Annotated in this window: 7 protein-coding genes and 3 tRNA genes; 9 read left to right on the top strand and 1 reads right to left on the bottom strand. The window is 33.8% G+C overall.

What is annotated here, in order from left to right; translation table 11 throughout:
• The 3 genes from CW752_RS13375 to CW752_RS13365 form a co-directional block, all read left to right on the top strand.
• Window positions 1–983 (top strand): TolC family protein (locus tag CW752_RS13375; protein ID WP_101240210.1); only part of this gene is annotated, 983 nt, incomplete at its 5' end.
• A 4-nt stretch (window positions 984–987) separates the two neighbouring features.
• Window positions 988–2052, top strand: coding sequence for an HlyD family secretion protein (locus tag CW752_RS13370; protein ID WP_101240209.1), 1065 nt, complete (start codon window positions 988–990; stop codon window positions 2050–2052).
• Entirely contained in the window at window positions 2045–3634 is a 1590-nt protein-coding gene (locus tag CW752_RS13365) for an MFS transporter (protein WP_228401771.1), read from the top strand. Before CW752_RS13370 ends, CW752_RS13365 begins: the two co-directional genes overlap by 8 nt.
• A gap of 165 nt (window positions 3635–3799) precedes the next feature.
• Here CW752_RS13365 and CW752_RS13360 read toward each other — a convergent pair whose 3' ends face one another.
• Window positions 3800–4834: a S66 peptidase family protein gene (locus tag CW752_RS13360; RefSeq protein WP_101240207.1), complete on the bottom strand. Its 1035-nt coding sequence runs from the start codon at window positions 4832–4834 to the stop codon at window positions 3800–3802.
• 390 nt (window positions 4835–5224) lie between these two features.
• Between CW752_RS13360 and CW752_RS13355 the strand changes: the two genes are divergently transcribed.
• The 6 genes from CW752_RS13355 to CW752_RS13330 all read left to right on the top strand — a co-directional run bounded on the left by CW752_RS13355 (window position 5225) and on the right by CW752_RS13330 (window position 12935).
• Window positions 5225–5297 (top strand) — tRNA-Lys (locus CW752_RS13355).
• Between the two features lie 35 nt (window positions 5298–5332).
• Window positions 5333–5415 (top strand) — tRNA-Leu (locus CW752_RS13350).
• A 59-nt stretch (window positions 5416–5474) separates the two neighbouring features.
• Window positions 5475–5547, top strand: a tRNA-Lys gene (locus tag CW752_RS13345).
• A 720-nt stretch (window positions 5548–6267) separates the two neighbouring features.
• Window positions 6268–7707, top strand: a complete 1440-nt coding sequence (locus tag CW752_RS13340) for a tetratricopeptide repeat protein (RefSeq protein WP_101240206.1) — start codon at window positions 6268–6270, stop codon at window positions 7705–7707.
• A gap of 119 nt (window positions 7708–7826) precedes the next feature.
• On the top strand, window positions 7827–9251 hold the full coding sequence (locus tag CW752_RS13335; protein ID WP_133121692.1) for a tetratricopeptide repeat protein: 1425 nt from the start codon (window positions 7827–7829) through the stop codon (window positions 9249–9251).
• Window positions 9252–9866: 615 nt separating this feature from the next.
• On the top strand, window positions 9867–12935 hold the full coding sequence (locus CW752_RS13330) for a reprolysin-like metallopeptidase (protein ID WP_101240204.1): 3069 nt from the start codon (window positions 9867–9869) through the stop codon (window positions 12933–12935).
• The last annotated feature ends 285 nt before the right edge of the window (window positions 12936–13220 follow it).

Genomic DNA, 13220 nt, shown 5'->3' with positions numbered 1-13220 from the left:
ATATTTATGAGGGAAACAAATTAAATCTTAAGATTAAAGAGAATCAGACGCTTGAGAAAATTAAAAATATCCAAAAAGATCAATCGGTTTCCGATATTCATTATAAAACAGCAGCACTTTACCTTGAATTGCAGAAAACTTTAATTTTCAGAGATCTTATTAAACAAGATATTGCTGATCAGAAAACACAGCTTAAAGAAATCCAGGCACTTTACAAAAATGGGGTAGTTTTGAAAACTGATGTTTTGAGGGTAGAACTTGAGCTGTCTAAACGTAAAATGGCATTAACGACCATTGAAAATGATATTCTTATCGCTATGCAAAAATTGAATATTATTTTAGGAATTCCTGATGAACAAATTGTTTATCCCGAAGCTCCTTTCAACCAGTGGAATGAAAATACAACATATGGCGAATATTTGAAACAGGCTCTGGATCATTCTTTCGATTATCATGTTTCTGAGCAGCAGACAGAACTAAGCAAGATCAAATTGAAACTGGTAAAAGCAAATGTAAGCCCTAAAATAGGTTTATATGGGGAATTTTATTATGCCAATCCACAGATTTTCCTTTACCCTTACAATCCTTACTGGTATTCATTGGGAATTGTAGGATTAAAAGCTTCATTTTCCATTTCTTCTCTTTACCATAATACACAAAAGGTAAAAGCAGCAGCTCTGGAATTTGAAAAAGAAGAAGAAACTCATAAGGATACAGAAGATAAAGTAAGACAGCAGGTAAAAGAAGCTTATCTACGCTATCAGGAAGCCCTTGAACAGATTAAAGTGGCTGAAATCAACGTAACTCAGGCTAAAGAAAATGCAAGAATTACTAAAAATACATATTTCAGTCAAACCTCTTTAATTACCGATCTGCTGGATGCGGATATACAACTTCTTCAGACCAGGTTTGAACTGGAAGCCGCAAAAATAACGGCACAAAACAACTATTATTTATTACAAAATATAACAGGCACTTTATAAAACAATGAAAAAAAAATATACTCCAACCGACCGATTGATTACCAAAATTACAGGATGGATTTCAATTTTTATCGTAGCAGCATTGGCTGTTTGGGGAGGTTTCACCCTTAAAAATTATTCAAAATATGAACAAACCAATGACGCTCAGGTTCAAGAATACGTAAACCCGATCATTTCAAGAGCCGGAGGGTTCATTGTAGCCGTTAAGTTTGAAGAAAATCAGGAAGTGAAAAAAGGAGATACTCTTTTACTTATCGATAATCGTGAATATGTTCTTCAACAGAAGCAAACCCAGGCTGCATTGCAGAAAGCCCGTGCAGAATTAAAAGTATTGGAAAGTACTACCGGTACTACGGAAAAACAGGCAGCATCTGCACAAGCCCAGGTTGCTGCAAACAAAGCAAAAGTGTGGAAACAACAATTAGACTATAACCGATATGAAAAGCTTTACAATGAAGAATCTGCAACAAGACAAAGACTTGAAGATGTGAAAGCTACACTGGATGTGAATGAGAGTGATTACAAATCTTCACAGGATACTTATGCAGCCTCTGTATCTAAAATACATGATATTCAGGCAGAAAAAACAGTGGTTATTGCAGAAATTGCAAGATTGGAAGCATTACTGGATCGCCATAAGCTGGATGTAAGTTATACAGCTGTTACAGCAGCATATGACGGAAGAATGGGACGAAGAACTGTTGAAGTAGGACAAATGATAGACGCAGGAGAGACCCTGGCATTTATTGTGAATAATGAAACGGATAAATGGGTAGTGGCGAATTATAAAGAAACACAGATTAAGGATATGAATATCGGAGATCATGTAAAAATCGTAGCCGATTCTTATCCTGATAGAGAGTTTCAGGGAACTATTATTTCACTTTCGCCGGCAACGGGATCAAGTTTTTCTTTACTGCCTCCTGATAATTCCACCGGGAATTATGTGAAAATTGTACAACGTATCCCTGTCAGAATAAGATTAGATGGTAAAAGAAAAGAGATTGACGTCCTGAAAGTGGGTATGAATGTGAATGTATATGCGAACAAAAAGCATTTCAATGGCTAGAAAAATTCCGATCTTTAAACGAAAGGTTCCGGAATGGCTTATTAAGATCATTCTTTTTTCCATGACATTGCCCGGAATCATTATTTTCTTCTTGCCATTGACTAATATTAATGCAGCTGCAGGATATTACGGAAGTGAGCCTGCTGATATTCAGTTTGCCGTTGCCTTGTTCTATGCCGGATATGTAGGGTTTTATAGTTTGGAAAGGAGGTTTTTTAGTTTTCTTGCAGCCAAGGAATATTTTCTGATTTTCACAACACTTCAGATTTTAGCATGTCTGATTTGTTATTACACCCATGAAATTTACATTCTCTTTCCCATACGTTTTATACAGGGAATATTGTTTGCAGGGAATGTAAACCTTTCGCTTACCTTAATGTTTACCAGGTTAAGCAGTGAAAGGGGACGGGAAATTAGTTTTTCAGTGTTCTTCGGAATCTTGATCTGTGCTTTGCCATTTAACAATTTGATTACGGCGGATTTCATTGATTCTTATAATTTTAATATTGTATATAAAACGGCCATCTTTTCTTATTTACCGGGACTTATCTTCCTGACGCTTACCATGAGTAATTATAGACCTCATGCAAGGTTTCCACTTTATAAATTAGATTGGGAAAGCTTTGTGCTCTTTAGTATAATACTTGTTTTGATAGGATATATCACGATTTTTGGTCAGGAATACTATTGGTTGGAAGATAATAGGATTCTGGGAAGTGTAATGGCCATTATAGTGCTGGGATTGATTTCAATCTTTCGCCAGAACGCGAATAAAAGGCCTTATATCGATTTACGTGTTTTCAGATACCGGAATTTTAAAGTAGGATTACTGATTCTTTTCATTATGTATATCTGTCGTTTCGCTTCAGGAATTACCAACAACTATTTTGCAACAGAGCTGCATCTGGATCCTTACCATATTTCATATATCAATGTTTTTAATCTTTCCGGGCTAGTTCTTGGTGTAATTATAGCCTGCTGTATGGTGCTGCAAAAGAAAAAAATACAATACATCTGGGTTCCGGGGTTCTTAATGTTGTTGGCATTTCATGCATTAATGTACTATTCTTTTGATGTTCAAGCTGATGAGTTCAATTATTATATTCCTTTATTGATTCAAGGTTTAGGAGTAGGATTGATTATGGTCCCTACGATTATTTTTATTATTTCATCGGTTCCTGCATCAATTGGTCCTTCAGCGGCGGCTACTGCATTAGCCGTACGATATCTGGGATTTTGTATCAGTATAGCTTTGATCAATTTTTATGAACTTTTTGAAAAAAGCCGTCATTATAATGCTTTTCAGGATCACCTTACAGCAGTAGATCCGGCTGTAAAGAGCTTTCTTCATCAGCAAACAGCAAAGCTTATGGCAAAAGGAATGTCTGAAGATCATGCCTTGAAAGCAGCCAACAAACTTTTGATAGCAAGGATGAATGTGCAGGATCATGTCCGCTTTGCAATGGATTATTATGAAATGATGGTCTGGCTTCTTTCTGCAGTATTGTTATTGATTATCCTTTTCCCTTATTTGAATCGTACTGCCCTTTATTTAAAATCCCGCAGGTTATCTCCTGCATAATTTTTGATCTTTAGAGAATAATAGATTATATCCTTACTTATATTAAATAGTATAGCTGGTTCAGCTAATTTTATAGTTAGAGTGCTTTGAGACTGTCTTTTACGGCAGTCTCTTTTTTGCTCTATAATTCGTTATGTTTAATTACCTGTATTTTTAATAAGAAAATCAAATTACACCACTTTCAAGAATAGAAAATGTTTGGTCAATACAATTGATCTCTGCTAGTCTTCCATAAGGCAGTGTAAAAGTAGGGCAGGTGTGTCCAAAGTCCATTTGGGTAACTACAGGAAGATCATAAAGTCCTTCCTCATCCAATACTTTCAATAGTTCTGTTTCGTATTCCTGGGCATAAAGATTATCGTATGGTCTTCCGAAAATGATTCCTTTTGCATTTTTCAGTATTCCGGTGGCTGCATAATTTCGCAACCAATATCTGATATAGTCAGGTTGAGGTTTCCCTTCTGATGTTTCAAAAAATAAGATACAATCTTTCCAAGATTCAGGATCCGGCCAATAATCGGTTCCTTTCAACATTTCCAGAACTTCCATACATCCCCCGATCAATGGACCTTGTACTACTGAATTTCCTCTGATGAACTGCCATCCTGAAGATGGATTGAGTTTTCTTTTGATATCTTGTAAGGAAGGATCAAACCAGTCTAGAAATTCAGTAGTCCAGCCTTCAGGATTAGGATGAATTTGCCCGATGGTGGTAGATGAAAACAAAGTTTTTTTTATATCATCAATTTGATAATTGTGCATGGCCGAATTTTCAGCAAATCCAACCAAAAGGGAAGTTCCATAAAAAGAGCTTAAGCCTGCTTTCAAACACATAAAATGAGTGATGGTGCTATCGGAAAATCCAAGAAATATTTTAGGATTACTTTTAATAATATTTACATCAATGTACTTTAACATTCGAATACTGTCGTCACCGCCTATATTTGAAATAATAGCTTTTACAGAAGAATCAGAAAACGCTTCCATAAGATCGTTAGCTCTGGCTTCAGGGTTATTATAAATCCATTGAGCAGATTGTAACGCATTTTTTGTCTCAGTCACTTCTAAATTAAAGATTGTATTTAGTCGTTCCTTTCCTTTTAAATATCGGTGTGGTAAATCGCCTGCAGCACCCCATGACATCGAAATAGTTGCAACTTTATCACCGGGTGACAACTTTTTAGGAGCTATTAATTTCATAAATATAAGTCGTTATTACAATAGAAAAATAATGATTTGAAGTGATTTAAACTCTCGAAAGTTTCAATCAACAAAAGGCTTTTCTGGCCCATTATTTTCAAAAATAGAACATCTTTCTAAGAAATACAATGATCAGAAGATATAAAAGATGAAATAAGGCTCCATAATTACTGATTGGGTACCTTTATGAGGGATGATAATAAAAGGAAAATACAATGAGCTGAATTTTCATTTAAAAATAATAAAATGTAATTAATTTATAAACAGCTGTTTGCTGATTTTGGTTGAAATTTTATGATAAAAAAGTCTTCGGAAACTTGGATTTTAAAACGTTTTTCCTATCTTTGCAGTCCCTTAAACAAAGGGATTTACTTGAAAAAGTAAGTGGCCGACTCGGTAGCTCAGCTGGTAGAGCAATACACTTTTAATGTATGGGTCCTGGGTTCGAATCCCAGCCGGGTCACAAGCAAGAAAATTACTGGATTTTGTAATTTTATTGCCTGCGTGGTGAAATTGGTAGACACGCCATCTTGAGGGGGTGGTTTCCTAAGGATGTGCTGGTTCGAGTCCAGTCGCAGGCACTGCAAAGAAAATTTTATAATTAAAAATTAAATTTTTATATTTATTTTTAATTGTGGCCGACTCGGTAGCTCAGCTGGTAGAGCAATACACTTTTAATGTATGGGTCCTGGGTTCGAATCCCAGCCGGGTCACAAATAAAAAAGAACTACTTTCCGGTAGTTCTTTTTGTTTTAACTATTCTTTGAGTACTGATGAGCATATTAAAAGGATCAGGTGAAAAACTTGGGGGCTAGGTAAAAGATTAGTTAATCTGAAGAAAAAAAATGAATTATCTTTTTACTCCTCTAAGCTTTATATTGAAATTTTATTTCAACGCAAAAACAAGATTCAATTCATTATTGATAGGAAGCTAAGAAAGCGACAAAAGTCGCTGATGAAGCGATGTAGATAGGCGTACGCTTAGAAAGAATCAATACAATTGATTCAGGCTTTGCTTCCTAAAATACAACACCGGATAATAGAAATCCTTTGCATGAAATTTAAAAATTAAACAGATCTAAATATTCTAAACTCCAATTTTTGCTCTTGTTCCTATTAAAATCAATGCCTTTGCCGCCTATCTTCAGTAATCTTTTTTGCGGTTTGATATTCAATATCATTTTTCTATTTCAAATTTCTCGATTTTCAAAATAATTAATACACATTACCATTCAATTTTTCTCATTCGACATTAAAATTTATGTATATTTATGATATCATTGTTGAGTCGTTAAAAAAATGAAGTTGTAGGATACGTTCTATTGCTATGGGTTTTAGCTTAAAAATGATCAGGTTGGCATAGGTAATATTGCCTATGTTAGCGCAGAGATTTGTCCAATTAATGTTTAACTAAGAATAAAAGATACTAAGTCATGGAAAAGAATATATTCCGTACAATTCAGATGATTGTATTGTGTATTGTATTTTCATGCCAAGAAGTCCCTGTCAATAAATATATAACAAGTTTCGACTTGCCTTTAGTTCGACAAAATGACAGTCTGAAATATTCAGGAGATTATGAAGCGCTGATCAAACTTAATGCGGAGTATTTTAAAAAAGCAGATTCTCTGAGATATACAGAAGGTAAGGCCGAATGTTACCTCAATGTAGCTTATATTAATATCACTGAGGGAAATTATAAAAAAGCCCAGGTTTTGCTGAATAAAGCAGATAAAATTCTGAAACATTCGAATAGTAATTTTCATAAAGGAAAGCTGTATAACGATTATAGCCAATATTACTCACACCTAAAATTATACAGTAAAGCTATAGACTGTACCGATAAAGGATTATTCTATGGCAATAAGATTGAAAATCCGGAATTAAAAAAATGGCTTTTAGAAAAAATTTATATAAGCAGAGGAGTAGCTTTTGCGTGGAAAGGATGGCTGGGTTCTTCTTTAAAAAGTTTTCGTAAAGCGCTGAATATGAATAATTCTGCATATACCAATTCTATGCTTGCTCAGTATTATTTATTTACCCATAAAATGGATTCTGCAGCAATATACGTATCACGTGTTGCTGAAAAAGCAAAAAACGAAAAAATGTATGATGTTGAAAGCCTATGGGCATATTATACAATTGGCTATTATTATAATGAAATTAATGATTATGATGCCGCCGAGAAAAATCTTAATAAAGCCTTGGAATTTAATATCAAAACAAAACTTATCTATTCTTCCCACATAAGAGAAGTTTATCAGGCTTTGTCACAGTTGTATAAAAAAAAGAATGATAAGGAAAAAGCCTATTTCTATTTAAGTAAATATAATCAGGAAGAAGACAGGCTTAATAATGCAAGATTAGAGACCCTGAATAAAGCTACAGAAGACTTTATTTCAGAATCAAAGAAAGATTCGGACTGGCATAAAAGTGATCTGCCGTTGCTCATTGCTTTATCTATTGCAGCTGTTACCATTTTCGGAATATATATTCGAAGAATTATCAAGTTGTTGAGTTCTAAAAAGAAAACCTTAAAGAAAGAAACGGATGAATTGAAAAATCAGATTCATGCTAAAATGTCACAGGAAGTTATGGAGCTTGCTCAGAAGAATGATTCCTCATTTTTATTAAAATTCAAAGAACTGTATCCTGATTTTATCACTGCACTCTTGAAAATCAATCCTGAGCTTGAAAACTCTGAACTGGCCTTCTGCGCAATGTTAAAATTGCATTTTTCATCTAAGGAAATTGCCAGCTATACTTTTGTACAGCATAAATCTATTCAACAGAAAAAATACAGGATCAGAAAAAGATTAAATATTCCGGTAGAAGAGGATATTTATGATTTTTTTGACAGGTTAAATAATTAAAATAAATAGTAATTATGTTTATTAAGAATGAAATATGAAAAAATATAATATAGTTTTATAAAGAATAACCATTGTTAAAAGAATAAATTATAACAAAATATCTAGCATAAAGTAGACGTATGATGCGTTTTTTTCTCTCTATTATACTTATTATATTGGTTTCGTGCGGTCCAAATCCGACGAAGCTTGAAGATACCTTTGATCTGCCTTTAATCACTCAGAATGAAAGATTTCGGTTTGCGGGAGAATATGATTCTCTTGTCAATCTTAATAAAGAATATTATAAAAAGGCAGATAAAATAAATTTTGAAGATGGTAAAGCTTTATGTTATATCAATCTGGCTGAGGTTAACGTATCTTTAGGGAACTTTCCTAAGGCACAGTTTTTTTTTGACGATGCTAAACAAATTCTAGAGCAATCCGATAATAATATCCATAAAGCAAAATTTTATAATTCTTATAGCCGTTTTATTTCTGAATTAAAAAAAAATGATAAAGCCTTTGAATACAATGAAGAAGCAATGAACTTTATCAAAAACAGTGGGAATTCAAAGCTTAAAAATAGTATTCTGATTAATATTTATCTACAACAAGCGGATTATCTGATTGGAAAAAAGCAATATGATAAAGCACTAGAAAACTTACATAAAGCCGGAAAATTGGATGAGTCAGGACGTGCAGATTGTGCTACAGCTGATAACTACATTTATGTTTACAGGAATCTGGATTCTACTCGTGCATATTTATCCAAAGCCTATGAAAAGATGAATCGGCAAAAAAGAAGAGACATCATTACTCTTTATATCAATACAATAATGGGTGAGTATTATATTGCTAACCAGCAATATGATAAAGCAGGTGAAGTACTTCAACAAGCTTTAGAAATCAATAAGAAAACGAGCCGTATTTTTGCCGGTTACACAAAGTATATTTATAATGACCTTAGAGTTGTTTATGAACAAAAAGGTGAAACAGAAAAAGCATATTTTTATTTAAAAGCGTATACGGAAGCTAAAAATCAAATGAATACGTCTATACAAAAAACTATTAATCAAGATATGGAGTCTTTTATTAAAGAGACTAAAGAAGCTTCAGAAAAGCATGAAAACCATATGAGGTGGGTAGTTTTTGTATCATTAACCACATTTCTTGTTCTCGGTGTGTACGCATGGAGGAGTATTAAACTTTTGCGGGAAAAAAGAAAAATTCTTAAAAAAGAAGCTGAAGAATTAAAGAATCGTATAAACGATAACAAGCAGGAAGAGATTATGGAGCTTGCAAAAAACAATGATCCCGAATTTTTGAATCGTTTTAAGGAAATATATCCGAACTTCATCAATACTCTCTTGGTAATTAATCCTGATCTTGAAAATTCTGAGCTTATTTTTTGTGCGATGCTTAAACTACATTTTACTTCAAAAGAAATAGCATTATATACTCTTGTTCAGCACAGATCTGTTCAACAAAAAAAATATCGAATCAGGAAGCGACTCAATATTCCTAAAGAGATAGATACCTATCATTTTTTTGATGATTTGATTTAAAATAAAAAACTGCCTGATTTTATACTCAGGCAGTTATTCGAAATATTCTCTTTTCACCACTTGCTATTTTTTGTGGTTCCGTTGTCAAATTTGAATATTTTTTGGAAAACTTGGAAAAAACTAACTACTACTCGTGTACTACATTGGTTTTTTTATGATTAATTTTCATTTATCTGTTGTTTTAAATATTTATTTTATGATAAATGAGAATAGTAATGAATTGGTATGTCGTTATTTGTATTGTTGCTGTTGCTTTATTTTTTTTTGCAAAATATAAGCTGTTATTTTTTCTAATGTAAAGGTGGCAGTGCATTGTCTTTTGTTGATTTCCAATTCCAGAATTTTGTTTGTATCGTATTTGCTTTTTATTCCGGAATAAAGAAAATTTAATGATATTTCTTTTTTTTTGGCGGAATGTTGTAATCATCTGTTTTTCAGTGTTTTTGTTTATTGAAGTATACGTGTAGTAGCTGTTTTTTTGCTTTTTTTTAAGTTTAAAATATAGATTTGTTTAAATAGAGATTAAAGAAGATTCTTTAGGATGTTTAAGTATTAAAATACGATTCAATATTTTCTTTAATCATTCTATGATCTGACACTAAAAAAACGAATCATATGAGAAAAAGAAAATTACTTATTATTGCATTGGTTGCCGGAATGACCGCAACTTATGGACAAAGGTGGGAGCCTGCGGCGCAAAAAAATTCTCAAATCAACAAAAATGTTGAAGTACAGTATTCTTACAGGATTGATCTTCAATCTCTCCGAAATCTTTTAAAAAACACAGTAGAAACTGGCAATGGAGCAAAATCTGTTGTTATTTTTCTTCCAACAGTAGAAGGAAAAATTGAAAAATTTGCTGTATACAGCAATCCTGTTATGGAGAAATCTTTAGCGGATCAGTATCAATTGGGTTCTTATGTGGGAGTTGGAATAGATGATCCTTCCAAGTATTTGAGGTTCAGTACATCGCCTACAGACATGCAATCGATGATTATAAAGGATGGAGTATTTCAGTTTATAGAACCTATTACTACTGATAAACAAACTTATGGTGTTTTCTATAAATCAAAAGAAGAAGTAGGGGAGCACGGATTTAAATGCGGAACGGAAGAACGTAATCTAAAAGATATCAGCAAATTGATTGAAAATGGTAAAAATAAGCTTTCAGGAGTGGGGATTACCAACAGACCTACCAATACAAGATACAGGGATTTCAGACTAGCATTATCGGTAACGGGAGAATATAGTCAATCCTTTTTAACGGCGGCAGGAACACCTGCAACAGCTACTGACGATGTAAAGAGAGGTGTTGTTTTAACGGCAATGAATAACACAATGACAAGGGTAAATGGTATTTTTGAAAAAGAATTTGGAGCTCATTTTACAGTTCAAAATCTTCCAGGAATTATTTTTCTGGATCCTGTAACAGATCCTTATACTAATAATCTTAATTTGCAGTTGCAGCAAACATTAACTGCTAATGTGGGCAATGCTAATTATGACATTGGGCATGTGTTCCATGTGGGGCTAAATAGTGGAAATGCTGGAGGTATAGGAATTATTTGTACTAATCCTACAAATAATAATTCTTTGGCAAAAGGGTCAGCTTACTCTAAAAGCGAGATACCGGCAGGGGATATCTTTGATTTGGTAGTATGCCATGAGATGGGACATCAATTGGGGGCTAATCATACATTATCCACCTGGACTGAGTACTCAGGAGCCAATGTAGAGCCTGGTGGAGGTTCTACATTAATGAGTTACCCTGGAGGAAGAACGATTGCTCCTGTACAAAATGATTTTGATGCTAAATTTCATTATAAATCTATAAGCCAGGTGCTTAATAATTTAGAAAGCAAGCCAAATTGTGGTACTCAAACGAATATTGCTGTAAATACTGCTCCTGTAATAAGTGCACTTACTGCATATACAATTCCTAAAGGAACAGCTTATTACTTGGAAGCAACTGCTGTAGACGCTCAAAATGATCCTGTTAATTATAGCTGGGAGCAATATGATAGTGTTGGTTATACTAATTCAATATGTGGGGATAGTGGAGCAGGATATAATCCAGAAGGAGCGTTAGCGAGAACGTATGTAGGTACTGTGAGTGGAAGAAGATATTTTCCTAAGTTGGAAACAGTAATGAATGGTACACTTACAGATAAACCAGGCTGGGAAACTGTTTCTTATGTACCAAGAATATTGAATTATGCCGTAGTAGCAAGGGATCAAAATGCACAACGACCTATGCTTTCCACTTCCGAGACAACCGTAACAGTAGGAAATGATGGTCCATTTAAGTTTAATGGGCTTACTACATCATCTGCTTTGTATAATAATGCATCCAATATAATCAAGTGGGAAGTAGCTAATACTAATACCGCTCCTTACAATGTTGCAAATGTTAAAATAGATTATACAGCAGATAATGGGGGTACATGGACAGATTTGGTAACTTCTACACCGAATACCGGAACTTACAGTGTGCAAATGCCTGCTAATTTAAATGGAAGCGTTAAACTGAGAGTGTCTGGCATTAACAATATTTTTTATGCCATCTCTCCTGCAGTTAATGTTGGCTCTGCTCCCACATCTGTTACATCTGCTCCAACAGGGCTTTCTACAATAGATAAAGACATTACTAAGACAACAGCAATTATATCTTGGAATAGTGTACCCGGTGCAAATTATTCAATCAATTATAGAAAAGTAGGAACTACAAATTGGTCTAATACAACAAGCCAGACCAATTCCGTATTATTAAATAATCTTGAGGATGAAATGAATTATGAAGTACAGGTTGCGGCTGTAGTAAACAATATTCCTGGAGCATTTTCTAATAATAGTACATTTAAAACTAAGGGGTTGAGAACAGGTGTTGATTATTGTTTAATGACTACGGGTGGAGCCTTGGGTATAGTATCAGATCAATTAATGAGTGGACTTATGGTGATGTCACTATCTAATTTAGCTTATTCTGGGAATGTTGGAAATGCTGTAAAAACATATTTGGATTTTAGTGAGGATCAAAGCAAAATAATTAACTTAAACAGAGGAAGCCAATACACTTTAAACTATATAAATGTTGGTAATCGTTCAGGTGTAAATGATTGGTTCGAAGCTTGGATAGATTTTAATAGAAATGGCATTTTTGAAAATACAGAGAAGATTGTTTCCAGAAATGCTGTTCCTGCTGCTGACCCGGCTTTACCAGGATTTAGACTTCATAGAGGAAATGCAAATTTTACAGTGCCAGCTGAGGCATATGCCGGAGATAAATTGTTGAGAATGAGAGTGGCTAGTACTTTTGATAATGCTGCCAGTGGGCCATGTGGAAGCCCGGTAGCTTCTTCAAATCAAGATATAGAAGGACTGTCATTAGGTTCATTTAAAGACTTTTCTGTAAGAATTACAGATAATTCAGCTCTTGCCGTAAATGAAGTGAAAAACACAACCTCAGAAGTATCCATCTATCCTAATCCTGCAGATACATTCGTAGAAGTGAAAAACCTGAAAGGAAAAGCAGATTATAAAATCTACAGTGCTGATGGAAGATTAGTTCAGGAAGGTAAAACTGATGGCCAAAGAATCAATGTGTCTTCTTTGGTTAAAGGAATGTATATGGTTACGATAAAAGGTGAGAAAGATACCTATAATATTAAGTTAATTAAGAAATAACACACATAAACTAAGCCCTCTAAAAGAGGCACATAAGTATTTGTTTTTAAGTTGGGGAAATAGCTGTTTCTTATTTTTTGATGCAGCTATTTTAATCCCCATGATTAAAGACAATATAATCTTAGCTGTTTGCAATGATGAGACAAGAAAATATATATTATCCGGTTTATTTCTATAGAGTATATAGCATATATTCTGACGAGATAAGTGATAAAATGCAATTTTTTATAGTGAATATGATTCGGCTTTCATTATGCTATCAAAAGAAGGTTTTAGCATTGGCTG

Source organism: Chryseobacterium sp. PMSZPI, assembly GCF_002835665.1.
GTDB lineage: Bacteria > Bacteroidota > Bacteroidia > Flavobacteriales > Weeksellaceae > Chryseobacterium.
This window is presented reverse-complemented; position numbering and strand designations above follow the sequence as displayed.

What these genes read in the sequence shown, in the direction of transcription:
- CW752_RS13335 (WP_133121692.1), top strand. Translation starts at nt 7,827, where the DNA reads ATGATGCGTTTTTTTCTCTCTATTATACTTATTATATTGGTTTCGTGC.
- CW752_RS13340 (WP_101240206.1), top strand. Translation starts at nt 6,268, where the DNA reads ATGGAAAAGAATATATTCCGTACAATTCAGATGATTGTATTGTGTATT.
- CW752_RS13330 (WP_101240204.1), top strand. Translation starts at nt 9,867, where the DNA reads ATGAGAAAAAGAAAATTACTTATTATTGCATTGGTTGCCGGAATGACC.
- CW752_RS13370 (WP_101240209.1), top strand. Translation starts at nt 988, where the DNA reads ATGAAAAAAAAATATACTCCAACCGACCGATTGATTACCAAAATTACA.
- CW752_RS13360 (WP_101240207.1), bottom strand. Translation starts at nt 4,834, where the DNA reads ATGAAATTAATAGCTCCTAAAAAGTTGTCACCCGGTGATAAAGTTGCA.
- CW752_RS13365 (WP_228401771.1), top strand. Translation starts at nt 2,045, where the DNA reads ATGGCTAGAAAAATTCCGATCTTTAAACGAAAGGTTCCGGAATGGCTT.